Origin of the sequence: Mediterraneibacter hominis (assembly GCF_014287475.1) — a bacterium.
Lineage (GTDB): Bacteria > Bacillota > Clostridia > Lachnospirales > Lachnospiraceae > Mediterraneibacter > Mediterraneibacter hominis.
The window spans coordinates 1,013,472-1,037,442 of sequence record NZ_JACOPF010000001.1; the positions used below are offsets into that span (position 1 = coordinate 1,013,472).

The following is a 23,971-nucleotide window of genomic DNA, read 5'->3' on the forward strand; positions in this document are numbered from 1 at the left end:
TGGAACACGCAAATGCTTCTGCACTAAGAACCAGGCGAACTGTATTCGGAGCGCTCCTTGTCAATGCCCTGCTTATCTGACACAGTATTTTTTGCTGTCACTTCCAGTCAGAAGTTTTTACCCCGCCATTCGGAAGGCACTTTGTCAGTTAAATTTATATTCTTTGCTTTAATATTAACAATGCCTGTACAATAATCGCCGCATGATCTACGGCAATCTCTCCCTGCTCTTTGACATAAAGCTTTTGTTCACGAATGAGCCCTGTTCTCTCTTTTTTTTCTACGACCGCCGCTGTTTTTATTTCCTGTTCTTTATTTTCTAATTGAAGAAGATATTCTGTCTGGCTCCATCCGTCTTTTTCAATATGTTCTGTTTCTTTTAGCCCGATTTTCCACCATAGAGCAGCCGCGGCGTCATCCCCTGCCTGCACCTTCACCTCTGTTTTCTTTACCATCGCCATATAGGCCGTTGTTATTACCCGTACTCTTGGATCTCGGTTGCAATTGCCCCAGGTACCTATCTGCTCCATAGCAATTCTGTGTATCCCTGTTTCTTCCTCTAATTCCCGGCGTGCTGTATCATCTAAGTTTTCTTCCAGATTGACAAAGCCCCCCGGAAGCGCCCAAAAACCAATACTTGGATGGTTCTTACGCTTCACAAGCAGAAGCTCTAATTCCTCTATGCTCTTAATCTGCTTCCCCTCATAAGCTAACACCACTGCATCTGTCGTGCAGCTGGGCGTCTTGTATTTATATGGATTATAGTTCTCTAGGAACTCTTCCAATGTCTGCCCATTCTCATTTTTTTCTCCAGTCCCATAAAATGCAGAAATATCCTTTAAAAATGCTGGCATGTGAACATCCCCTCTCCTATTTAAAAAACTGCCCTACCTTCTCCGTAAGGCTTATGAAACGAACAATTTCATCTCCATTCTTTCTCGCTTTTTCCAGAGAAACACAGTAATCTGGAATTCCAATCAGCCTGTTATTAGCAGCTGACCAGTCTCTTACCAATAATTTGCCCAATCCTTCTACATCCTTTAGCTCAAAGTGAATCCCTATTTCAATATTATTCTTCATTGCATCCAGAAAACGACAAAAATGCGGTCTTTTCGCTTTCTTATTTCTTTCCAGAAAAATAAGCAGTTCTTTCAGTGCATTATGAAGCGGCACTAATTCTTCTCTTCGCGGTATCCTCATATTCTTCATCCAACCGTACTTTTTACACCTCAAACTTAATATCTAGTATACCACATATCTTCGACATTTTATCTAATTGTAAAAAATCGTGGCATTTTTATCTGAATTTTTCAAGTTGTAACAGTTCAGCCCGCGCCATTCGTAAAACCGCACTGTGTGCTTATCGTGGCTGCCGCCACCGTTTTACTCATTGACGGGCGCTTAAGCTCATACAGATGTACGCTCGCAAAAACATGCAAGCATGTTTTATGCTTCCGCACACTGTATAGCTGAACTGTTACTTCAAATTACAGGACACCTGACAAAACTTCTTGACAACACTAGGTGTTTTGTTGTATATTTATATCGTTGCGTACAGCCGTATTTTATTGTACACAAGCTGCCTTGGCTCAGTAGGTAGAGCGTCGCCTTGGTAAGGCGGAGGTCGGCGGTTCAAGTCCGCTAGGCAGCTTTATAAAGGAGAGTTTTTTTGTAAAAATCTGACTATAGAAAAGGAGTTGATTCTTTATATGGATCAACTCCTTTTCTGTCATGAAATGATGCACTACTCCCCTGCCATAAACCAGATAAGGTTTCCCTTATCATCTTCTCACCTTTCCTGATAGCAGACATATTTTGTCTTTAAACACCCTTCTGCTTTTCTTCCCAAATCAGCTCCCGGATTGCCTGCACTGCCACTTTGATTGCACTGTCCGTATCATGCACCTGTTTATTTGGAAGTCCTTGTTTTTCCCGTTCCTGATTCGCCACAACCAAAAATACAGACCCTACTTTTACTCTCCTGTATGCGCCCACAATAAATAACGCTGCGGACTCCATCTCTGAAGCCATGCACCCCATACGAAGCCACGCGTTCCACTTTTCCAGCAACTCGTACCCAACAGGATGTTTTTCCGGCTGATGCTGTCCGTAAAAAGAGTCTTTACATTGTACCACTCCGGTATGATAGGAAATGCCTCCCTTTTTTGCAGCACTGACAAGTGCATTCGTCACTTCTAAGTCTGAAATCGCTGGATATTCAATAGGGGCGTATTCTTTGCTTGTCCCCTCCATCCGTATAGCTCCTGTAGCAATCACCAAATCTCCTCCGCAAACCTCTGTCTGCATACCGCCACAGGTTCCTACTCTTATAAAAGTATCCGCGCCACAGTTGCAAAGTTCTTCCAATGCGATGGAGGCGGAGGCACCGCCGATTCCTGTGCTGGTGACACTGACCCTGACTCCGTCAAGCGTCCCTGTATAAGTGACAAATTCCCGGCTGTCCGCCACTAGCACAGGAGCATCAAAATACTGCGCTATCTTTTGACACCGTTTTGGATCGCCGGGAAGAATTACATATTTCCCCACATCCTCTTTTTTTGTTCCTATATGATACTGGATTCCCGCCCCCTCTGTGTAATCTACCATTTTCATTTCTCCTTTCTATCCTGCTGTCATATCTGTTTCTTATAGCTTAAACCCCATCGGAGCCAATTCCTCCAATGTAAAAATCTGGTACTTTTCTCTGTTTGCCGCCAAAACTACTTGAAAATCGGGTTTACAGAATTCCAACATCACCTGCCGGCATACTCCGCACGGCGGGCACAGCTCCTTCGGATTTTCCTCTCCTGGTCCTCCCACAATACAGATTGCCTGAAATTCTTTCACTCCTTCACTTACTGCTTTAAAAAAAGCGGTCCTCTCGGCACAATTACTCGGACTGTATGCTCCGTTTTCAATATTACAGCCTGTATATATCGTTCCGTCTTCGGCAAGCAAAGACGCACCCACGCGGAAGCCAGAATATGGGGCATAGGAAAACTTTCTCTGTTCCAAAGCGGATTCTATTAACTGAAAAATCTTCTTCTCTTCTATCATTACTGTCTTTCCTTTCTGATAACCAGGCGGCTACAGATTCTCAGAATCCAGCAGAACAGTAAACGGGCCGTCGTTTACCAGGCTTACCTTCATCTCTGCCCCAAACCTTCCGGTCTGTACACAAAGAACCTCTTTTTTACATTTTTCTATTATATACGTATATAGTTCTTCCGCCTTTTGGGGATTCCCTGCCTCTGTAAAGCTGGGACGGTTTCCCTTTTTACAGTTCGCATAAAGTGTAAACTGGGAAACGAGCAGAAGACTGCCGTTTACATCTGACAGGGATACATTTGTCTTTCCGTTTTCATCTTCAAAAATCCGAAGTCCGATCAGTTTTTTTACAAGTTTATCTGCTATATCGCAAGTATCGCTCTCCGCTACCCCTATCAGAACCAGAAGACCCTTGCCGATTTCTCCAATCACATTTCCCTCCACAGAAACAGACGCCTCCGTCACCCTTTGTATTACAAATCTCACCGTATTTCTCCTTCCTGATTTTCCTTTATCTCAACATTTTTTCTGCCTTGTTTTTAATCCTCTGAAGCGCATTATCTATTGCTTTCGGGCTTTTGTCCAAAAGCTCTGCAATCGTTTTATAGTCTGTTCCCATGAGATGCAGATACAAAACATGGTTTTCAAAAGTACTTAAATTTTCTTTCAAATCTTCTATCAGCGCTTCTGTATATTCTTTTCCGAAATACAGCGCCTCTGGATTATTCTCCTGCTCCGGCTCAATCGTGTCTATCAGGGCTAGCTTCTTTCCTTCTCCTTCTGTTTCACTCTCTTCATATAAAGATACATAGGAATTCAAAGGCAGGTGTTTCTTTCTCTTTGATGCCTCAATCGCAGTATACATCTGACGCGAAACACATAATTCCGCAAAGCTGAAAAACGAAGCCCCTTGAGATTCATCAAAATCTCTTACCGCTTTAATCAGCCCGATCATTCCCTCCTGAATCAAGTCTTCGTTCTCTCCTCCAAGAAGATACATTGCTCTGGCTTTTTTCCTTACCATTGATTTATATTTCACCATAATAAAATCCATGATGTCGCTCTCTCCCGCCCGCAGCTTTTTAATAAGCTGCTCGTCCGGGATTTTTTCATATTTTCCCATGCTTTCCTTTCCGTTTCTTTTCACTGCAGCATCCTCTGTCTGACAATCTCATAGGCAAGCACTCCTGCCGCGACAGATGCATTCAGCGAATCGATATCCCCTTTCATTGGAATACCTGCTGCAAAATCACACTTCTCTTTTACAAGACGTCCTATACCTTCTCCTTCACTGCCTACAACCATCCCGATTGGGCCTTTGAGATTCAGCCGGTACATCATTTCTCCGTCCATATCCGCACATACGAACCACATTCCTCTTTTTTTCAGATCCTCTATTGTTTTTGCAAGATTCGTCACCTTTGCCACAGGAGTATAATGCAGGGCGCCCGCCGACGTTTTTGCCACTGTTGCGGTTAACCCCACTGCCCTTCTTTTCGGTATGATCACTCCATGCGCTCCTGCAAGATTCGCCGTACGGATAATCGCTCCCAAATTATGCGGATCTTCGATATTGTCTAATAAAATAAAAAATGGATCCTCTCCCCGCTTTTGGGCCAGTTCAAACATTTCCTCTATCGTCGCATACTCATATGCCGCAGCATAGGCAATCACTCCTTGGTGCTGTCCCGTCTCCGACAGCTGTGCCAGCCTTTCCTTGCTGACAAACTTAAGAAGTGTATCTCTCTTTTTCGCTTCCCTTACAATCGTTCTGACCGGTCCGTCCTGACATCCGTCTAAAATAAATACTTTGTCAATCGGCTTTCCAGATCGGAATGCCTCCAGCACTACATTGCGCCCTTCTAATAAAAGTGTATGTTCCTTCTTTGGCATCTTACTTTTCTTCCTTCCCCTCAAGGCTGTCCAGCCCGATTTTTACAAGCTCCGTTAGTCTTTGATATTCCTTCTTTAAATACAGGTACCCTACAAGAGCCTCAAATCCTGTCGCTCTTCTATAATCTGTAATAGACTGGTTTTTAGCGGGAGAAACCGATTTTGCGTTTCTTCCCCGCCGGTATACCGCATGTTCTTCCTGGGTTAAATATCCCTGCATTGTACGCATCATCAAGGACTGTGCAGAAGCCTTCACATATTCGCTTGTTTCTTCATGCATTTTATGAACCTGCCTGTTTCCTCTGCTCATAATCCAGCTTTTAATAATCAAATCATAGACACAGTCACCAATATAGGCAAGCGCTAAAGGAGAATATACTTCCACATCCATTTTCCCTATATCAAGAATCTTTTCTATATAAAAATCCAGTCCTTGTTTTATGCTCTTTTCCATTTTACTCCTTCTCTTGTATCTTCCAAAATAATCCCCTTTGCAAGCAGCATATCTCTGATTTCATCTGCACGCGCAAAATTTCTTTCTTTTCGCGCCGCCTGTCTCTCGGCGATCAAAGCTTCTATTTCTTCATCCAGCACTTCCTTTTTCTTGTCTGTTATAATTCCAAGTACATCCGTCAACACTGCCAGTCTGTCAAGCAGGCACGCCAGATACTCCGCAGAACAAGAGGCATTTGCAGTGGTATTAATATATTTCACCAGTTCAAATACAGAGGCAATAGCATCCGCAGTGTTAAAGTCGTCATCCATTGCTTTCTCGAACCCATCTACAAATTCCTGAGTTTTTGCGTAAGCGTCTTTTTCTATCTCTGACATTTCTCTTCGTGTTGTATTTTCCTTTAAAAACCGCAGATTTTCTGCCGCAGTTACAATTCTATCCAGCCCGCTTTTTGCCGCTTCCATCAAGTCTGCACTGAAATTTAATGGACTTCTGTAGTGCGCGCTCAACATAAAAAACCGTAAAATCTGCAGATCGTATTTTTCACTGATCTCCCGCACTGTAAAAAAGTTCCCAAGAGATTTGGACATTTTACGATTGTCAATATTCAAAAAGGCATTGTGCAACCAATATTTTGCAAATTCCTTTCCATTCGCCGCCTCACTTTGCGCAATCTCATTTTCATGGTGCGGAAATACCAGATCTTCTCCGCCTGCATGAATATCAATCTGCTCTCCTAAGTATTTTTTAGACATCTCTGAACATTCGATATGCCAGCCAGGCCGCCCCTCTCCCCATGGAGACTGCCATGCCGGCTCCCCTTCTTTCTTCGGCTTCCAGAGCACAAAGTCAAGAGAATCCTCCTTTTCATCCTCTCCAGTCACAAGAAGGGAACGTCCTCCGGATTGAAGGTCATCTAAATTTTTGTGAGACAGCTTTCCATACTCTTTAAATTTACGTGTACGGTAGTAAACCGTTCCATTCTTCTCATATGCATACCCTTTTTCGATCAATGTCTGGATCATATCTACCATTCCACAAATTTCCTCTGTCGCCAACGGATTCTTTGTAGCCGGTTTAATATTCATCCCTTCCATATCCTTCTTACACTCCGCAATATAACGCTTCGAAATTTCTTCTGCCGTCACGCCTTCTTCTATCGCTTTTTTAATGATTTTGTCGTCCACATCTGTAAAATTCGACACAAAATTTACTTCGTATCCCTTATATTCAAAGTATCTGCGCACTGTGTCAAACACAATCATAGGTCTGGCATTTCCGATGTGAATAAAATTATAGACAGTCGGGCCGCAGACGTACATCTTTACCTTTCCCTCCTCCAGAGGAACAAACTCTTCTTTTCTTTTTGACATTGTATTATACAGCTTCATCTTGTATCTCCTCTCTTCTTATCTCTTTCTATTTTTGTCCGCACTCATAGCCGTCTTCTTCCATGCATTTCATCTTTTTGAGCATTTCAATGAGCTGGCTGTGCATTTTTTCATTCTCTGCCTGTAAGGAACGAATGTCATTCAACACCGGATCCGGCAGATGAATCTGATCCATGTCACTGCGGGGTACCTTCTTATTTCCCATACGGACAATACGTCCTGGAACTCCAACAACCGTGCAGTCAGGCGGAACCTCTTCCAACACAACGGAGCCAGCGCCGATTTTAGAATTTTCTCCGATTGTAAAAGAGCCTAATATTTTCGCTCCCGCACTAACCATCACATTGTCTTCCAAGGTAGGATGGCGTTTTCCCTGCTCCTTACCTGTACCACCAAGAGTAACCCCTTGATATAGTGTTACATTGTCGCCTATGATCGTCGTCTCTCCGATAATCACTCCGCTTCCATGATCGATAAACAGCCCTTTGCCGATCGTCGCCCCGGGGTGAATTTCAATCCCAGTCTTTCGCGCTGCTCTCTGGGAAATCCACCGCGCCAGGAAATAATGCTTCTTTATATACAGCTTATGCGCAATCCGGTATCGAAGTATTACTTTAAAACTCGGATAAAGCAACACTTCCATATTCGATTTAATTGCAGGGTCACGTTCTCTTATGACTTGAATTTCCTCTCTGATATAAGATATGATTCCCACTTTAAGGCCTCCTTATTGGTCTAAAACAACACGGAAAAATACAGTTTCCTATACACTAGAATGTGCTTTGCACATTCTCGCGCCAAATCGCGGCTGTGGCAACAGCCATTTTCCACTTGCACGCAGTGTGCATCCCCAGAGGGTTTTATTGTATAGGGAACGAAGTTTCCTATACAATAAAAGACTCCGTCTCATTTAGAGACGAAGTCTATCCGCGGTTCCACTCTATTAAAAGAATTTCTTCTTTCACTTTCTGACATGTAACGTATGTCCTATACGTACTCCGCTACCAGTACCCCTTCGCGGAATCAGCTCCCGAATGCACTTCACAAGCCCTCCCCTTAGAACTGCTTTCAGCCGGTGACAGTTCCTCTCTGGCAGCTTCAAGCCTGCTACTCTTTTCGTTCTCAGCCTTTCTCTGCATTTTCCGAATATAGATATATCTTATGCAAATTTTATCATTTTGTCAACCAGAATTTCCCGCTGCAAACAACCTTTCCTCTTTTTACTGGCACTCTATCTAGGCCATCGTTCTTTTGCTGCCATCCATTTAGGGAATGGCTTATGCGGCTCCGTCTGATACCAATAGGAAACAGAGGACACATCATCCTGTCGTTCAAAGATCCCGCTATGGCAAGAGCCTATCTGTTGTAAAGTAACTCTGATATCTTCACAAAAAGAAATCGGATCCGGCAGATGAAAACGGTACAACGCTCTCATCGGAGGGCAGTCTTGGTTGTGATAATCACTCTGTATTTCCTCATCCGTCCTAGAATAAAACGGATACCCCAAAAAAGGAGTACAGAAAGTCTGTTCTTCCATCTTTCCATTTTCTATTTTCGCAAAGCTCCATGCTCCCCCAAAATAGTCCTCCAGCCCCGTTCCGCAGATCGTCGGATACTCTTTATCTCCGTCCAGGTAAAATTTCATCTCTCCTTCTCCCCACCAGTACCGTTCAAGAGCTGATATTGCCAGAAACGTTCCCACATAATTGCCTGCTCCTTTTACGTTGTCCAGCAGCACGTAATCCTTCCCAGGTGTGGTTAGCTTTTCTCTTCTCCACTGCGCATGGAAATATCCTATATTGTCCGGCAGTACATCCTTCAAGCAATAATCAATCTGATAAAAGAATGACGGAATACTCTGTGTGTTTTGGTTCTCTATCGTAATTCTGGCATTTTTACGAAAAGGCATAGAAAAATACATATTCATTCCTCTTCTAGGTGCTACCACTACCGGAACAGAATTTACAAAATATGTCTGTCCAAAACCACAGCAGAAGAAATCTCCCAGTGGACATTCCACAGATGGGAGAGTTTCATCATCCCAGTACATACGCAGCACCAAATCCCGAAGGACAAAGCGATTTTCCGGACTTATTTTATCCGTCACCGTTATCCAAATATGCTTTATAATTCCTGGGCCAGAAATATCTGCAAGTATCTTTGTCTCCCCCGGCTTTATTTCAGGAATACATGGAGAACCTTTCCTAGAAGCTCCAAGACAACTAGATGCCTTTCCTCCACTTCCTTTTTCTCCAGTTGGATTTTCTGCATTTACTGCTCGGCTTCTGTCCTTTGTAATTCGTGTCACATCACTTATATCAAATATGTTCATCCGACTCTTCTCCTTTCAACAAGGCAAGTTTTGTCCATCGCATTTCTCCACATTCTACAAATATTCCGATTCCCCCGTCTGACACACTGTAGCATCTAGTAGTTAGCGCTGTATCATTTATATATGCCAACATTATATTTCCGCTTACCAGAAGCAAAACGGTCGCCTCATTTTTATTAAATTGTATTCTTCTTTCATCCACATACATCTGCTCCCCATCTATCTGATTGTATCTCTCCATCGCAATCCTTCCGTGGTAAGGTTCGATTCGCAGTTGGCACCACTTTTCAAGACGGCTTCCAGCGGTATGCAACATCAGCCCCACTGCCTGTGTTCCTTCCTTCCAGGAAACTACGCCTTCAAAAAGCATAGTTTTACTCAAATTTCCTATTTGTCTCCAGCAGAACCCTTCCCCGCATATTTCATGGAAGCAAGCTTCTCCAGATGTCTCATCTTTTCTTCGATAAGAGAGTTGTATCTGTCTTTTAAAAACCGATCTTATTTTATCTGGCAGCTTCACACCCAATGTACCGTCATTTCGTTGGACAAGCTCATGGACAATCACATTTCCTCCCCAAACAAAGGGGTTTTCATCTCTGCAATCTTTTCGAATTGCCTGCCATCCTACCAAATATCTTTTTTCCCCATCTGTAACAGTTTTGGCCGCATAAAACTCTCTGCCATCAAACATATCGTCCAAAAGAGGCGTCTCCCACATACCTGAAAAATGTTCCGCTATCCTGTAACGTGTTTCCCACCATTTACTATACGTCGAAAAAACAAGATACCATTTATCTCCTATTTTAAAAGCATCCTGACATTCATGGGTAGGGTATATTCCCGGAGAGTAAATCACTTCGTCAAACCGCCATTCTGATACATCATCGGAAGCATAAACCGCCGTACAGCCATTTCGCAGGTAATCTCCATATTTCGTTGTCGCAGTCACCAGCATAGAATACGTTCCCCTTTCTTCATTCCAAAATACTTGTGGATCCCGCCAATGAAGGTTTTCAAAGCGGTTTATATCCGGCGTGAAGCAAAATGTTTTATCCTTTTCCCATGTATATAAATCCTTACTTATTGCCCTTAAAATCGCCTGCTCATTTTTTCCTTCTTCATTTCTATTTCCCTCACAAAAACCAGTATAGTAGAAATAGAACTTCCCGTTTGCATAACATACACTTCCCGTTGCCACATGCCAGTCTTGTTCATCTGGACTTCCGTTTTGAAGCACCAGCCTGGCCTTTGTATAATGTACAAAATCTCGTGTCTCTGTTGCATAGATGCAGTATTTATACAAAAAGAAAAAAATGTATCTTCCTTCCCAATAAAAAGGCATCAAATCTCCGCACATCTCCCCATGCGGCATACCTGGATACTGCTCTTCTGGTGTATAAAAAATGTAATGGTTTCCTTTCACAATGTACCTCCCTGTACTTTGATTGTCTGGAATGGATATTTGGAAAAATACTGAAAAGAACCTGCAACTTCTCCTCCGGCTGTAAAAATCTCTACACTTGTTGTGTCTATAATCAATAGAATTTGCCTTTGCCTGGAGATATGAAAGTTTCTGTTTTTCGTCTCCGTAAATTCTTTTCCCAGATTTTCACCACATTTGCTCCTGTCAACTACAATGTATTGCTTGTCAAAGTCTATGTCAATCATAAATCTTTCTTTTTTATTCGACAGACATATTTTCCCTTTTCCATTATGTATATCAATAAGAAATGCGCCTAATAAAATGTCCATCTCCAGTGTACCCTCTGACAATCTGTAAACATTCAGGTATTCCTTTACCTCTTCTACCGGCATCTGTCCCAGTCTCAGCCCCATTGGTGTCTGTAGAAGATACAGTTCTCTTGGAATGGTCATGCTGCCTCTAAACCCTTGTTCTGGCAGTTTTTGAGCATATGCCCAGCAGTTCATCCATCCTACCTGTACAATTCTTCCCTCAATACCAGCAAATGTAGCTGCGGCATAATTGTCTCGTCCGAAGTCCAGCCACAACACCTCTTCACTATTTTCCTCATAGAATTTCTTTCCATCAAATTTTCCTACAAAATAGCGTACACCTGTTTTTTTATAATCCAGTGTATTCTGGCTTACAATCAAAACCCACTTTTGAATTCCTTCTCTTGTTTTAAACAGACACAAATCTGGACATTCCCAAATTTCATTCTTTTCCAGATCTCCTGTGTAATATATGCTTTCTTTCTTCCATTCCCGCAGATTTTTTGAACTGAATATAAAAATACTGTCTAAAACCGCTGCCAGCATAATCCATCTTTTTTTCTCTGGATACCAGAAAACTTTAGGATCCCGAAAATCACTCAACCCCAAATCCAGCACGGGATTGCCCGCGTACTTTTCAAAAGTCATTCCTCCGTCTGTGCTATAAGCAAGACTCTGATATTGCCGTGTAAGGCCATTTTTTTCTTGATTTTGCGTAAAGACTGCAACCAAAGGAGCTGTTTCTTTCCCTAATCCGCTTGTATTTTCCTGGTCATACACAATGCATCCTGAAAAAATTGTTCCCTTTTCATCTGGATATAATGCAATCGGCAGTTCTTCCCAGTCTATTAGTTGTTTCGAACGTGCATGCCCCCAATGCATCGGCCCATGGACAACCCCTTCCGGATAGTGCTGATAAAACAAATGAAAATACCCTCCATGATAGATTAATCCGTTCGGATCGTTTATCCAGCCCTTTTTACTAGAAAAATGATAGATAGGCCTGTGTTTCTCAAAATTGTTCATCATTTCTTTTTTATTCATAGCTATCCCTTCACTGCTCCTGCAACTACACCGTCAATAATATGTCTCTGTAAGAATAAATACAGAATAAGAATAGGTACTATCATAAGAACAAGCGCTGCCATCAAAAGTCCCAAATCAGCCGAAAATGCACCATAAAATACCCGAGTAGCAATCGGCAGTGTCTGCATCTTACTATCTGTTAATATCAAACTAGGAAGAAGATAATCATTCCATATGTTTAAGGCATTGATAATAATTGTCGTTGCAATTGTAGGCTTCAGAAGTGGAAATACAATTTTTCGGAATATTTGAAACTGTCCGCATCCGTCAATACTCGCCGCCTCTTCTAATTCTATCGGAATGGTCGATTTAATAGTCCCGTAAAACAAAAAGCTACTCATGCTGACACAAAATCCAATATGCATAAATATCAGCGTAGTCCTATGATTTAAAATATGGAAAATCCCTCCATAGATTGAAACCAGAGGAATCATTAATACTTGAAACGGAATCGCCAACGACAAAATCATAAGGAGAAACAGTCCTCTGCATGCTAACCAGTTTTTTCTGCTCATAATGTATGCCGCCATTGACGAAAAGAGTACAATTAATATGGTGCTGATACTTGTTATAAATAATGAATTCGCCAGTGCCCGAAAAAAATCCATCTTTTCAGCCGCATCTACGAAATTTGAAAATGTAACACCGTGTTCTCCGATCAATGCTAAAGGAGCTCTTATAATATCTTTCTTTTCCTTCAAAGAATTGATTACTACCATAAAAAACGGAAGAATATAGAGAAGAAAGACCATGCTAAGTCCCCAAAATTTTACACCGTATTTGTTTTTTTGGTTCTTCATTGTAAAACCTCCTCATTTTTTCTCCCAATATACACCTGTATAACAGAAACTACAGCACAGATGGCAAATAGGATGACCGCTTCTGCCTGCCCTGCTCCATAATCCTTTGACACAAACGCCTGTTGATAGACATACATCGCGGCCATCTGCGTAGCCCCGTAAGGTCCTCCCTCCGTCAAAGACAAATTCAAGTCATACGTCATAAAACATCTGGTTATAGACAGGAAGATACAGATGACAAAAGAAGATCGCATCTGAGGAAGAATCACATTTTTCAGTACCTGCCATTTATTACATCCGTCAATAACCCCTGCCTCTATCAGATCTTTCGGCACACTTGTAAGACCAGCTATGTAAATCAGCATCATAAAGCCAGAATATTGCCAAACAGAGACAATAATTAACGCCGCAACAGCCTTGTATGGATCCGAAAGCCAAGAAGTGGACAGCACTCCTATATCTAGCTCCGTTCCAACGCAAACAAGCGCTCTGGAAAACACAAACTGCCATATATATCCTAAAACCAGTCCCCCAATTAAATTCGGTGTAAAAAATCCTGCTCTAAAAAAATTCTGCCCTTTTACTTTTCCTGTCACGAGATACGCCAGTACAAATGCCAGAATATTTACCAGGACAACCGAAATCAACGAATACACCGCCGTCAGCAGCAAAGAACGCCAGAATTGGCTATCAGCAAATACTGCGGAATAATTTTCTATATTTACAAACTCTTTTACAGCTGAAATCCCATCCCAGCTTGTGAATGTCAAATATATTCCGTAAAAAAACGGAACAATCATTACCATTAAAAAACAAAATGCTGCCGGTCCTGCAAATACCAGAAATAGAACAAGTTTATATCGGAATGTATTCCTTTTCCTCATTATTTTTCCTCACTTCTTTTCGATTACTTCTATACATTTTCTTCCAGAAAGAGGAAAGGAACGTCATCCTGCCAGATAACCTTTCAGCATGACGTCCCTTTCCTCTTTACTCCTGCCCCTTCCAGTAATTTTCTACTTCTGCTGCAAGTTCTTCTCTGTCGATATTTCCACTCATATATTTCTGAATAGCTGCTCCAACCTCTGTGCCATGATCACCTGGGATTGCCTGATACCAGTATTGTGTTTTTCCCTCTTTTATAAACTGCTGTGCAGAAACACTGATCGGTGCAGACACTTCTTTAGTAATATTTCCGAATGCCGGTATAATCCCACAGTCGTCCACCATAAATTGTTGTCCTTCCTCCTCATAAACCAGCCAATTCAAAAAGTCCTTTGCCGCCTCCTGCTGTTCCTCAGTAGAATATTCTTTGTCAATCACGAACGTTTTGCTCGCTCCCGCGATCAGATAGTCATTCGCTTCATCTGATGCATCACTTTGAGGCAGCGGCATGATTCCAATTTTTTCAGTTTTGTCGTATACGTCTGTCACCCAGCTTCCATTAAACCAGAAAGCAACATCTCCATTGGCAAAGTATTCATTGTTCATATCGTAGTCTGCTGCAAGAGGATCTGCACTGTTTATATTGTATTCCAGCAGCATATCGAAACTGTCCATTAAAGATTGGAATCTTGTATTTTCTCCAAGCTTCATTTCTCCTGATTTCAGAGAATCTACAAATGCCTGCGATGTTTCTTCTGCATTTCCTTGCTGATCATAAAGCTGTCCAAAATAATGATTTGCCAGGGACCAGTCATCTTTATTTACTGCTACAGGTTTTTCCATCCCTTTCTCGGAAAGTTCTTTAAGCAATGCCTCAAACTTTTCGGGTGTATTATAATCTTCCCAGTTAAATTCTTCTCCTGTAGTCTCTTCTATTGCCTGTGCATTATAGAGCAGACCTACCGCTTCTACTAAAAGAGGAAAACTATATGTTTTTCCGTCGATATTAACACCGTATTCCGCTCCTCCGTCTTCAATCCATTTCTGGTCGCTTAGATCCAGCAGATAATCCTGGAAAGCATAGACATCGGTTCTGTCAACCATCATAATTGTATATGGACTGCCAGAAGCATATTTTTCTGATAAATGTGTGCTGACAACATCATTTGTAAACTGTACATCGATTGTTATCCCTGTCGCTTCTTTATAGGTTTTGGCTAATTGTTCAAACTGATCCACTAGCTCCGACTTTGTATTTAACAAAGAGATTGTAACTGACTCCTCTTCTGTCTTCTCTTTTTCCTCTTTTCCGCCAGAGCATCCTGCCAAAAGCATTGTCACCATGGTACACGCCAATCCAAAACTTCCAATTCTTTTCCACTTATTCATTTTGCTTTTACCTCCATTTCTATATTTTGACTTTGTACAATTATCAATTATTCTTTTCTTTTTCACCTCCTGTTTTACATTTGTTAAATTTTGTTTTTTATATGTATGTTTTTATTTAACATTTATATTATTATAATTATCATTACAATTTATATATGTCAATATTTTTTTACTTTTTTTATATTTTTTATTCACATTTAACAACTTATTATATCATCTTTTATGCAATTTTATTTTATATTTGTTCAAATATATATACGATTTTTATTGATTTTTGTCTCAATATATTTTATAATTAAGGCAATCTCATAACAAAGAAGAAAGGATCGTACAACAGAATGAATAAGGAACGCGTTACTATACAAGATATCGCTGATGCCCTGGGACTGTCTCGCACAACGGTGTCCAAAGCGCTCAACGGAGCTCCTCATATGCCGGAGAAAACCATAAATAATGTTTTAGAAATGGCACGAAAGCTTAATTATAAGCAATTCTCTTACTTCAATACAGCGGACGCACCGAGTATAATTCCTAAAAAAGGTGGTACTTTTGCTCTTTTTGCTAATTATATTCCGGAACATTTTCACATTGCCACCTCTATTATGGCAAGCCTGGAACAAGAAATGCGCAAATATGGGTATTCTCTAACTATCTATATGCTTAACCCAGACGACGTGCAAAGTTTACATCTCCCAGAAAACTTTCGTCTGGATCAGATTGACGCGATTTTGTGTATTGAATTATTCAATAAAGCATATTCAGAAATGGTATGTTCGCTTGGAAAACCTGTACTTTTCTTTGATTCCTACTATTCACCTGAAAGCAGTCCATTAAATGCCAATATTTTGTTGATGGAAAGCCGTTGCAGTACATTTCGTATGATGAATGAGATTCTTTCGGCACAGCCTTTAAGCAAAGTTGGATTCATCGGGGATGTCTGCCACTGTATCAGCTTTCACGAACGTTACGAGGGGTTTCTGAATGCATTAAACATCCGAGGGATTCCATTCCATGAATCTTACTGCATCAAAGATGAAGATCACTACTTCCAGGAGCCGCTTTTCTTATACGATGCACTTCGCAATATGCCAGAACTTCCTGAATTGTTCTTTTGTGCAAATGACCTTCTAGCATGGAAAACCATCGCGGCGCTTAAACAGATGGGCATACAAGTTTCGCAAGATATACTCATCTGCGGTTTTGACGACACTCTAAGCCTGACTCCTATGGACAACACATTAACCACTGTCCAGACTCCTAGCCAGGAAATGGGAATTTTGGCTACGCGCATCATCCTAAATCAGATAGAAAGTCCATATCTGCCGCCTGTGACACTCTACTTAAACGGTAAAATCAAAATGCGCACATCTACACTTTTTCGATGAGGTTTTCTTATAAATAAAAAAATAAGACAGAAGTATATATTATGATTCCCCTTCTATATACCTCTGTCTTATTCTTTTTATTTTTCTGCCTTGCTATACAATTTCATTCAAATAAATTCTGCACAGTTGTTTTATCTTCCCTAGTTCTATCTCCAGGTGCGGCGTAAGAATCACCCCATCCTCTTCCTTCACTTCTTCCAGTGTCTTGTACCCGAACAAAAATGAAGTAAGCGCCCCAATCGGCAATACACCTTCTGAATCCTCTGTTTCTGCAACTGACAGACTATCCTGTCCCTTTTCTGACTGTATCTTCCAGACCCGACTGTTCTTTACAAGAATCGGATCGATCACCGCAAAAGAGCAACAAATAGTCTCCCCACTCTGTACTTTCATAGCCTTTAACAGCTCCTCCAGATGCAGGATCCTAGCCATTATGACTGGTTTCTTTTTTGCGGTAAAAAGATCACTGCACGCATACAGGACAGCACTTTTCTCTTCTTTTCCTCTAAACATAGCAACTGCTTTTAAAAATTCTGATTCCCATTCCGGCAGATACAGCGGCTCTCTGATGTCCAGTCTTTCTTCTCTGGCATAAGCAAACATTCCACGAATCTTATCCGCTTCTTTAATCAGACATACGCCGCCATTCTCACTCTTCTGTTCTAGAATCATTGTTTGGTAATACGCCTCGTCCCGCACAGCACAGATCTGATATTTGTCACGGAAATATTGATTAAAAAATGCTGCCATGTCTGCCGCGTCAAAAAGCTCCGCCTCTTTTATTTCTGCCTGCAAATGTCCGTCGTTTCCCTTTGTTTCACCTATATTCTGCCTGTAAACAAACCGAAAGTCATAGGGAGTATAGATCGCTTCCGCGGCAGGCATGAGAAAAGTAAACGGCTCTTTTCTGCGATACATTTCCTCCAGCGCTCTGCACAAAAGTGTTCTCATATACCCTCTGCCTCGATAATTCTCCTCCGTCGCCACTGCAATGATATAATGACATGGGAACTGCCTGTCCTCAATCTGCACCAGATATGGATTCAGATGAAGCATAGATCGGATTTTTCTGTCCTCTTCAATCACATAGATTTCATTATCCCGCGTTTTGATAAAATAATAATAATCCAGAAACGCCTTTGTATCTTCTGCAAAGACCTTCTCCCACAGCTCTCTTGTCTGTCTGTGTTCCTTTTGTTCCAATTTTCTTACTATCATTTCAGAAATTCATACTCCTTATGCCGGATTTTCTTTTGCGCAGCCGCTGCATCCCGCACATTTTCTCATTTCCGCAACGTCATAGCTGCCGTAGTTGGTATACTTTTCCAGGGCACATACCGCCTGTGCAGAAATCCCCTCTCCTGTTCCGGTAAATCCCAACCCTTCTTCTGTCGTTGCTTTTACATTGATCTGTTCGGTTTCAATCTTTAAGGCCTCTGCCATATTTTTTTCCATCTGTTCGATAAAAGGACGCATCTTTGGCCTCTGCGCGACGATCGTCGCATCAATATTCTCTATTATATATCCCTCCTTATCCAACAGTTCTGCCACATATTCCAAAAGTATAATACTGGAAATTCCTTTGTATCTTTCATCTGTATCAGGAAAATGCTTGCCGATGTCTCCTAATGCCGCCGCACCCAGGAGGGCGTCCATCACTGCATGGACTAAAACGTCCGCATCAGAATGACCCAAAAGTCCTTTTTCGTATGGTATTTCAACTCCTCCAAGCACCAGCTTTCTTCCCTCTGCCAATTTATGGACATCATAACCCATTCCAACTCTCATATTCTATTTCTCCTCGTAATCTGTCTCCAGCTCTTCCGCTTTTTCGTTTTCCTGCTTCTCCTCATCCGGTTCTTTTTCTTGAACTGCTGCCGTTTCTTCTTTGATTTCTGCAGTTTTTTCTGCTCTTTCTTCCATCGTTTCTGTTTCTTTTTCTATCCTCTCCGTTTCAGACCTTTCCGCTGTGTCTTCCACTGCCTCCACCAGGTCTTCTTCTGAACTTTTCTCCGCCGGTTGGGAATTTAGGGTAATATTTTCTCTCTCCTGTTTCTGTTCTTTTAAAATACCTCTTAGCGCTCCGATTGCAAACCAGGCTCCTACAACGATAAACAGAATCCCCATTACAATATTAAATATTTCATTAGTCGGCTTCTGCTGTACGGTCTGCGTCACAAGCTGCACTCCTAGATAGGCGAGATATGCTCCTGCAATGATTCGAAATATATTCCCTGTACGATTGTTTCTCATATTCTTTTATCCTCCGTAATGAAAGAATGATTGTCTCTTGTCTTTAAAATTCTATCATACTCTATTCATAAATACCACTAAAAATGTTTCCTGCAAACAGAACAAAGTGGGCAAGCCCACTTCAACTCCCCTGCCCTCACTCTTGAGGGGCTTGTCCACTTTGCGCGCCGCCGCAATACCGCAAAGCGGTAAAATTTCCTTATAGCGGCGTGCGCATCCCGCCCGGAGGGCTTTTTGTATAATAGGAAATTTATCGAAATTTCCTATTATACAAAAAATGCCGTACTATAAAGCACAGCATCTTGTTAAAAGTAGCGGAAACTGGATTTGAACCAGCGACACCACGGGTATGAACCGTGTGCTCTAGCCAACTGAGCTATTCCGCCATATTTTTATATATATGGGGCCTATAGGGCTCGAACCTATGACCCTCTGCTTGTAAGGCAGATGCTCTCCCAGCTGAGCTAAGACCCCATATTATCTGTTCTGCAGACATGAATATTTTTCCTATCCGTAACCTGCTTTGCTATTATACTATCAAATTCCGCCAAATGTCAACACCTTTTTAAAATAAATTTTTAAAATTTTTCAAACAATTCTCTCAATTTATATTTCTCCATAGACATATACGTTTAACATATCTATTGTACTAAGCCGCAGAATGGCAAAATGGAACTAGCCGTCCTGCGGCTTACTGCACACCAGTTGTCTTCTCCTCTTGTACACCGGCGTTACTGTCTCTTATTTAAAATAGCTTACTCCGGACTCAAAGATCTTCATATCCTGCTCTCCGTAAATATTCACTGCAATACCGTCTCCCCGTCTTTCAGAATGTGCCATCTTTCCGAGCACTCTTCCATCAGGACTTGTAATTCCTTCAATAGCGCAGTAAGACCCATTGACGTTCCATTCCTCGTCCATACGAATCTTTCCCTCTAAATCACAATATTGCGTCGCCACCTGTCCATTCTCAAACAGGCTCTTAATACAAGCCTCGCTCGCCACGAATCTGCCTTCACCGTGGGATGCCGGATTTGTATATACTCCCCCTAGCTGTGCCTTCATAAGCCATGGCGATTTATTAGTGACCACTTTTGTATAGACCATTTTGGAAATATGCCGGCCGATAGTATTATAAGTAAGTGTAGGAGACTCCTCTGTCTGTCCGGTAATTTTCCCATTTGGCACCAGCCCTAGTTTAATAAGTGCCTGGAAACCGTTACAGATACCCAACGCCAGTCCGTCTCTTTCACCGAGTAGTTTTTCCACCGCTTCTTTGAGCTTCTCATTCTGGAATGCCGTTGCGAAGAATTTCGCTGAGCCGTCCGGCTCATCTCCCGCGCTGAATCCGCCAGGGAACATGATCATCTGCGCTTGTCCGATTGCTTTTTCAAACTCTGCCACAGAATCCCGAATATCCTTTGCATCTAAATTTTTAAATACTTTCGTTATCACCTTTGCTCCCGCACGTTCAAACGCCTTTTTGCTGTCATACTCACAGTTTGTTCCCGGGAACACTGGAATAAATACAGTAGGCTGTCCGATCTTGTGGCTGCATATATGAATGTCTGATGTCCGGTAAAGCTTCTCCTCTATTACTTCTGTATTATTTGAAGCTTTTGTCGCAAATACGTTTTCAAGTGTTCCTGTCCATGCCTCTTGTGCTTCCTCCAGAGAAATCTCTGTACTGCCATATGTGAATTTTTTCTCCTGTGTCACTTCTCCAATCACAGTGTACGAAATACAAAGATTTCCTACCTGCTCTGCCGGAACTTCTGCAACAATATCTCCAAACGCAGGAGAAAACATCTCTCCCGCATCCATGCTGTGTTCCAGTTTTATCCCCAATCCATTTCCAAATGCCATCTTACTGACTGCCGCAATCACACCATGACGGTCCAGTGCATATGCAGATACAATCCGGCCGCTGTGAATATCCTCGGTGATTTTCCCGTATGCTTCCATCACCTGACTGTATACCGGAAGTTCATACTCGTCCTTTTCTATGCGCATCCATACTAATTTATTCCCTGCCTTTTTCAGCTCTGGTGTAATGATCTCTTTTTCTACCGCCATATCTACTGCAAAGGAAACCAATGTCGGCGGCACATCTATATCCTGAAAAGTACCCGACATACTGTCTTTTCCACCTATGGAAGGAAGCCCATATCCAAGCTGTGCCGCATACGCGCCTAAAAGTGCTGCAAATGGCTGGCTCCATCTCTTTGGTTCTTCTGTCATCCTGCGGAAATATTCCTGGAAAGTAAAGCGTATCTTCCGGCAGTCTCCGCCTGCCGCTGCTATCTTTGCCACAGATTCTGTCACCGCATAAACAGCGCCATGATACGGACTCCAGCTGGACAGATATGGATCAAATCCATAGCTCATCATAGAGACGCTGTCTGTCTTTCCGTTTTGTACCGGTACTTTTGCCACCATTGCCTGCGTCTCTGTCATCTGATACTTTCCTCCGTGAGGCATAAAGACAGAACCGGCCCCGATAGAGCCGTCAAACATTTCTACCAGCCCTTTCTGGGAGCACACATTTAGGTCACTCAAAGTACGCAGCCATTCTTTTTTTACATCCTTCACTTCCTTTTTCACGAATAAGCTGTCTTTGCGCGCCGGTATTTCTACCTCCACGCTTGTCTCCTGATGTGCTCCATTCGTATCCAAAAATGCGCGGGATATGTTTACAATCTCTTTTCCACGCCATACAAGCACCAGACGCGGTTCCTCTGTCACAACCGCCACCTCGGTTGCCTCCAGATTTTCTTCCTTTGCATACATAAGGAACTGCTCTACATCCTTTTTGTCTACTACAACAGCCATTCTCTCCTGGGATTCAGAAATTGCAATCTCTGTTCCGTCCAGACCTGCATATTTTTTCGGTACTTTGTCCAGATCTACCCGCAGTCCATCCGCCAATTCTCCTATTGCCACAGAGACGCCGCCTGCGCCAAAATCATTACACTTTTTGATTAGCCTGCTTACTTCCTCTCTGCGGAATAAACGCTGTATCTTGCGCTCTGTAGGTGGATTTCCTTTCTGTACCTCTGCGCCGCATGTCTCAATAGATGCTTCTGTATGTACCTTTGAAGATCCTGTAGCTCCTCCACATCCGTCTCTTCCGGTTCTTCCTCCCAAGAGAATGATAATATCCCCCGGATCGGAAGTTTCACGAATAACCGCGCGCCGCGGTGCAGCTCCCAAAACAGCTCCGATTTCCATACGTTTTGCAACATAATCCGGATGATAAATTTCTTTGACCCCTCCGGTCGCGAGCCCTATCTGATTGCCATAAGAGCTGTATCCATGGGCGGCACCTCTTACCAGCTTTTTCTGCGGGAGCTTTCCTTTCAGTGTATGTTTTACTGAAACTGTCGGATCTGCCGCGCCAGTTACGCGCATCGCCTGATATACATATGTACGTCCTGAAAGCGGATCGCGGATTGCACCGCCAAGACAGGTTGCCGCACCTCCGAATGGCTCAATCTCTGTGGGATGATTGTGTGTCTCATTTTTAAAGTTAATCAGCCACTCCTCTTCCACACCATCCACCCGAATTGGCACAACAATACTGCAGGCATTGATCTCTTCGGATTCTTCCTGATCCTTTAATTTTCCTTCTTTTTTCAACTTTCGCATCGCCATCAGAGCCAAATCCATCAGACATATAAACTTATCCTCTCTTCCGGCAAATATCTCACTGTGATCTTTTAGATACTGCTTATATGTATTCACAATAGGTTCCTTATAATCGCCTTCCTCAAAAGCAATCTCTTTTAATTCTGTTGAAAAGGTTGTATGCCGGCAGTGGTCGGACCAATACGTATCTAATACCCGTATCTCTGTCATAGTAGGATTCCTGTGCTCTTTTGTGCTGTAATACGTCTGGATATGCAGGAAATCCTTAAATGTCATGGCCAGATTCAAAGAAGCATACAGCTCTCTTAGCTCCCCCTGCGGCATATCTTTAAAGCCTTCGAATATCTTTACATCTTCTGGTTCTTCAAATACACTTACAAGTGTTTCTGGCTTGTCTAATCCTGTCTCTCTGGAGTCTACTGGATTGATACAGTGATTTTTTACAGCGGCAAGCTCTTCCTCTGAAAGAGTTCCCTCCAACACATATGTCACCGCCGTTTTTATCACCGGCTTTTCCTCTTCTTTGATAAACTGGACGCACTGCTCTGCAGAATCTGCCCTTTGATCAAACTGTCCCGGCAGATATTCAACAGAAAAGATATAGGCTCCTTCTTTTCGCGGAAAGCTCTCCTGATAAAGTACATCTACAGGTGGTTCTGCAAATATACCCTGGCAGGCCTTTTGAAACGTATCATCCGAAATATTTTCTACATCATATCGAATCAGCACACGAACGGATGTCACTGTACCAATCCCGAGATAGTGTTTGATTTCATGTTTCAGTTCCTTTGCCTGAACGGCAAATTCTGGCTTCTTTTCTACATATACCCGTCTTACATTGCTCATACATTCTCTCCTTTTCTCTCCCGGACTCTAAAAGCTTCTTAAAGTCGTCCTGCTGTATTTTTCACACCCATAGTTCCTGTTTTCTATCCTACCATACTCGTTCTCATTAGTACAATTAATATAATTAAACTAATTAATAAGTACAATTAATTTTTCTTTCTTCCTAATAAAATACTCACCGCCAGAAGGAGCAATAGTCCTCCTCCAAACAAAATTCCAATTCGTCCAAGCATGTCTGCAAACAATCCTTCCGGCAACATGCGAATCATATAGTCTTCTGCAGGATCAAACAGCCAAAGATCGTTGTCAAAAAAGATATGATGAAATTTTATAAATACGGCATTGAAATCAACCGCAGCGGCAATTCCCAGAAGCAGTGTCAGACCGCCAGACACTGCAAGCGCAATCTGGTACGAACGACAGAGCAAAAATTTTAACTTTGCCTTCATACAAACCAACAAAAGCAGGCTTACTGCCGCCACTGCCAGAGCTCCCCACCTGATATGCAGTCCTCCGATAAAAAGCTCCTTTACCTCTGCCATATGGAAGCGATCCTGTTCATTAAAAAAGTCCTGCTCTCTTCCCTCCACTGTCGTATAGACCTCCAGAGTCTCTCTGTCCCCCTTAAGATACGCCATCATCTCCCGGGTTACATACATTACGTCGTCCATCTCCATGTCCAGCTCAGGCAGTACATCATATTTCTCATATTCCTTTTCATAAAATCCAAAATCTGCATACATTGCCGCTTCAAAGCTTGAAATCAGCAAAATAACAATCAATGAAAAAGAACATAGAATTCCCAGAAACCAGTGTAGTTTTTTCATG

General features: G+C 42.2%; 22 protein-coding genes, 3 tRNA genes and 1 other annotated feature. Of the genes, 2 read left to right on the forward strand and 23 right to left on the reverse strand.

Annotated elements, in window-relative coordinates:
- Positions 1–154: 154 nt before the first annotated feature.
- Positions 155–853 (reverse strand): NUDIX domain-containing protein, encoded by a 699-nt coding sequence (locus H8S37_RS05005; protein WP_186874912.1) that lies wholly within the window; start codon positions 851–853, stop codon positions 155–157.
- Positions 854–869: 16 nt separating this feature from the next.
- Positions 870–1,199, reverse strand: coding sequence for a hypothetical protein (locus H8S37_RS05010; protein WP_186874913.1), 330 nt, complete (start codon positions 1,197–1,199; stop codon positions 870–872).
- A 378-nt stretch (positions 1,200–1,577) separates the two neighbouring features.
- Here H8S37_RS05010 and H8S37_RS05015 point away from each other — a divergent pair.
- Positions 1,578–1,650, forward strand: a tRNA-Thr gene (locus H8S37_RS05015).
- Between the two features lie 170 nt (positions 1,651–1,820).
- Here H8S37_RS05015 and udp read toward each other — a convergent pair.
- The 14 genes from udp to H8S37_RS05085 all read right to left on the reverse strand — a co-directional run bounded on the left by udp (position 1,821) and on the right by H8S37_RS05085 (position 15,011).
- Positions 1,821–2,606: a uridine phosphorylase gene (udp, locus tag H8S37_RS05020; RefSeq protein ID WP_186874914.1), complete on the reverse strand. Its 786-nt coding sequence runs from the start codon at positions 2,604–2,606 to the stop codon at positions 1,821–1,823.
- A gap of 39 nt (positions 2,607–2,645) precedes the next feature.
- Positions 2,646–3,053 carry a cytidine deaminase gene (gene cdd / locus H8S37_RS05025; RefSeq protein WP_334298551.1) on the reverse strand — a complete coding sequence of 136 codons (408 nt, stop codon included), beginning with the start codon at positions 3,051–3,053 and terminating at the stop codon, positions 2,646–2,648.
- A 33-nt stretch (positions 3,054–3,086) separates the two neighbouring features.
- The gene (dtd, locus tag H8S37_RS05030) at positions 3,087–3,533 is read right to left on the reverse strand and encodes a D-aminoacyl-tRNA deacylase (RefSeq protein WP_186874916.1); all 447 of its coding nucleotides are present in this window, start codon (positions 3,531–3,533) and stop codon (positions 3,087–3,089) included.
- Positions 3,534–3,558: 25 nt separating this feature from the next.
- Positions 3,559–4,170 carry a sigma-70 family RNA polymerase sigma factor gene (locus H8S37_RS05035; protein WP_186875775.1) on the reverse strand — a complete coding sequence of 204 codons (612 nt, stop codon included), beginning with the start codon at positions 4,168–4,170 and terminating at the stop codon, positions 3,559–3,561.
- Between the two features lie 20 nt (positions 4,171–4,190).
- On the reverse strand, positions 4,191–4,940 hold the full coding sequence (gene rlmB / locus H8S37_RS05040; RefSeq protein ID WP_186874917.1) for a 23S rRNA (guanosine(2251)-2'-O)-methyltransferase RlmB: 750 nt from the start codon (positions 4,938–4,940) through the stop codon (positions 4,191–4,193).
- A 1-nt stretch (position 4,941) separates the two neighbouring features.
- Positions 4,942–5,394 (reverse strand): Mini-ribonuclease 3, encoded by a 453-nt coding sequence (locus H8S37_RS05045; protein WP_186874918.1) that lies wholly within the window; start codon positions 5,392–5,394, stop codon positions 4,942–4,944.
- Positions 5,379–6,785: a cysteine--tRNA ligase gene (gene cysS, locus H8S37_RS05050; RefSeq protein ID WP_186874919.1), complete on the reverse strand. Its 1,407-nt coding sequence runs from the start codon at positions 6,783–6,785 to the stop codon at positions 5,379–5,381. Before cysS ends, H8S37_RS05045 begins: the two co-directional genes overlap by 16 nt.
- Positions 6,786–6,813: 28 nt before the next feature.
- Entirely contained in the window at positions 6,814–7,500 is a 687-nt protein-coding gene (gene epsC, locus H8S37_RS05055; protein ID WP_186874920.1) for a serine O-acetyltransferase EpsC, read from the reverse strand.
- Positions 7,501–7,694: 194 nt separating this feature from the next.
- Positions 7,695–7,918: a binding site (T-box leader), on the reverse strand.
- 98 nt (positions 7,919–8,016) lie between these two features.
- On the reverse strand, positions 8,017–9,117 hold the full coding sequence (locus H8S37_RS05060; RefSeq protein WP_186874921.1) for a glycoside hydrolase family 172 protein: 1,101 nt from the start codon (positions 9,115–9,117) through the stop codon (positions 8,017–8,019).
- Positions 9,104–10,540 (reverse strand): glycoside hydrolase family protein, encoded by a 1,437-nt coding sequence (locus H8S37_RS05065; protein WP_186874922.1) that lies wholly within the window; start codon positions 10,538–10,540, stop codon positions 9,104–9,106. The genes H8S37_RS05060 and H8S37_RS05065 overlap by 14 nt, the downstream gene beginning before the upstream one ends.
- On the reverse strand, positions 10,537–11,895 hold the full coding sequence (locus tag H8S37_RS05070; RefSeq protein WP_186874923.1) for a glycoside hydrolase family 32 protein: 1,359 nt from the start codon (positions 11,893–11,895) through the stop codon (positions 10,537–10,539). The genes H8S37_RS05065 and H8S37_RS05070 overlap by 4 nt, the downstream gene beginning before the upstream one ends.
- 2 nt (positions 11,896–11,897) lie before the next feature.
- Entirely contained in the window at positions 11,898–12,737 is an 840-nt protein-coding gene (locus H8S37_RS05075; protein ID WP_186874924.1) for a carbohydrate ABC transporter permease, read from the reverse strand.
- The gene (locus H8S37_RS05080; protein ID WP_186874925.1) at positions 12,734–13,621 is read right to left on the reverse strand and encodes a carbohydrate ABC transporter permease; all 888 of its coding nucleotides are present in this window, start codon (positions 13,619–13,621) and stop codon (positions 12,734–12,736) included. Before H8S37_RS05080 ends, H8S37_RS05075 begins: the two co-directional genes overlap by 4 nt.
- A 106-nt stretch (positions 13,622–13,727) precedes the next feature.
- Positions 13,728–15,011: an ABC transporter substrate-binding protein gene (locus tag H8S37_RS05085; RefSeq protein WP_186874926.1), complete on the reverse strand. Its 1,284-nt coding sequence runs from the start codon at positions 15,009–15,011 to the stop codon at positions 13,728–13,730.
- A gap of 338 nt (positions 15,012–15,349) precedes the next feature.
- Here H8S37_RS05085 and H8S37_RS05090 point away from each other — a divergent pair, with 338 nt between their 5' ends.
- On the forward strand, positions 15,350–16,396 hold the full coding sequence (locus H8S37_RS05090) for a LacI family DNA-binding transcriptional regulator (protein ID WP_186874927.1): 1,047 nt from the start codon (positions 15,350–15,352) through the stop codon (positions 16,394–16,396).
- Between the two features lie 93 nt (positions 16,397–16,489).
- Here H8S37_RS05090 and H8S37_RS05095 read toward each other — a convergent pair whose 3' ends face one another.
- From H8S37_RS05095 to H8S37_RS05125, 7 genes are all read right to left on the reverse strand, one after another.
- Complete coding sequence (locus H8S37_RS05095; RefSeq protein WP_186874928.1) at positions 16,490–17,614, reverse strand: GNAT family N-acetyltransferase; 1,125 nt, start codon at positions 17,612–17,614, stop codon at positions 16,490–16,492.
- A gap of 18 nt (positions 17,615–17,632) precedes the next feature.
- Positions 17,633–18,184, reverse strand: a complete 552-nt coding sequence (ispF, locus tag H8S37_RS05100; protein WP_186874929.1) for a 2-C-methyl-D-erythritol 2,4-cyclodiphosphate synthase — start codon at positions 18,182–18,184, stop codon at positions 17,633–17,635.
- Between the two features lie 3 nt (positions 18,185–18,187).
- On the reverse strand, positions 18,188–18,649 hold the full coding sequence (locus tag H8S37_RS05105; RefSeq protein WP_186874930.1) for a hypothetical protein: 462 nt from the start codon (positions 18,647–18,649) through the stop codon (positions 18,188–18,190).
- 312 nt (positions 18,650–18,961) lie between these two features.
- Positions 18,962–19,035 (reverse strand) — tRNA-Met (locus tag H8S37_RS05110).
- A gap of 15 nt (positions 19,036–19,050) precedes the next feature.
- Positions 19,051–19,123, reverse strand: a tRNA-Val gene (locus H8S37_RS05115).
- A 267-nt stretch (positions 19,124–19,390) separates the two neighbouring features.
- On the reverse strand, positions 19,391–23,143 hold the full coding sequence (locus H8S37_RS05120; protein ID WP_186874931.1) for a phosphoribosylformylglycinamidine synthase: 3,753 nt from the start codon (positions 23,141–23,143) through the stop codon (positions 19,391–19,393).
- 146 nt (positions 23,144–23,289) lie between these two features.
- Entirely contained in the window at positions 23,290–23,970 is a 681-nt protein-coding gene (locus tag H8S37_RS05125) for a TIGR01906 family membrane protein (protein WP_186875776.1), read from the reverse strand.
- Between the last annotated feature and the right edge of the window lies 1 nt (position 23,971).

Bases quoted from the DNA above. Each gene is read 5' to 3' on its own strand.
- H8S37_RS05090 (WP_186874927.1), top strand. From the start codon at position 15,350: ATGAATAAGGAACGCGTTACTATACAAGATATCGCTGATGCCCTGGGA.
- H8S37_RS05060 (WP_186874921.1), bottom strand. From the start codon at position 9,117: ATGAACATATTTGATATAAGTGATGTGACACGAATTACAAAGGACAGA.
- udp (WP_186874914.1), bottom strand. From the start codon at position 2,606: ATGGTAGATTACACAGAGGGGGCGGGAATCCAGTATCATATAGGAACA.
- ispF (WP_186874929.1), bottom strand. From the start codon at position 18,184: ATGAGAGTTGGAATGGGTTATGATGTCCATAAATTGGCAGAGGGAAGA.
- H8S37_RS05120 (WP_186874931.1), bottom strand. From the start codon at position 23,143: ATGAGCAATGTAAGACGGGTATATGTAGAAAAGAAGCCAGAATTTGCC.
- H8S37_RS05085 (WP_186874926.1), bottom strand. From the start codon at position 15,011: ATGAATAAGTGGAAAAGAATTGGAAGTTTTGGATTGGCGTGTACCATG.
- H8S37_RS05070 (WP_186874923.1), bottom strand. From the start codon at position 11,895: ATGAATAAAAAAGAAATGATGAACAATTTTGAGAAACACAGGCCTATC.
- H8S37_RS05075 (WP_186874924.1), bottom strand. From the start codon at position 12,737: ATGAAGAACCAAAAAAACAAATACGGTGTAAAATTTTGGGGACTTAGC.
- H8S37_RS05010 (WP_186874913.1), bottom strand. From the start codon at position 1,199: ATGAGGATACCGCGAAGAGAAGAATTAGTGCCGCTTCATAATGCACTG.
- H8S37_RS05005 (WP_186874912.1), bottom strand. From the start codon at position 853: ATGCCAGCATTTTTAAAGGATATTTCTGCATTTTATGGGACTGGAGAA.
- H8S37_RS05095 (WP_186874928.1), bottom strand. From the start codon at position 17,614: ATGATAGTAAGAAAATTGGAACAAAAGGAACACAGACAGACAAGAGAG.
- H8S37_RS05125 (WP_186875776.1), bottom strand. From the start codon at position 23,970: ATGAAAAAACTACACTGGTTTCTGGGAATTCTATGTTCTTTTTCATTG.
- H8S37_RS05105 (WP_186874930.1), bottom strand. From the start codon at position 18,649: ATGAGAAACAATCGTACAGGGAATATATTTCGAATCATTGCAGGAGCA.
- cysS (WP_186874919.1), bottom strand. From the start codon at position 6,785: ATGAAGCTGTATAATACAATGTCAAAAAGAAAAGAAGAGTTTGTTCCT.
- H8S37_RS05045 (WP_186874918.1), bottom strand. From the start codon at position 5,394: ATGGAAAAGAGCATAAAACAAGGACTGGATTTTTATATAGAAAAGATT.
- H8S37_RS05035 (WP_186875775.1), bottom strand. From the start codon at position 4,170: ATGGGAAAATATGAAAAAATCCCGGACGAGCAGCTTATTAAAAAGCTG.
- rlmB (WP_186874917.1), bottom strand. From the start codon at position 4,940: ATGCCAAAGAAGGAACATACACTTTTATTAGAAGGGCGCAATGTAGTG.
- H8S37_RS05080 (WP_186874925.1), bottom strand. From the start codon at position 13,621: ATGAGGAAAAGGAATACATTCCGATATAAACTTGTTCTATTTCTGGTA.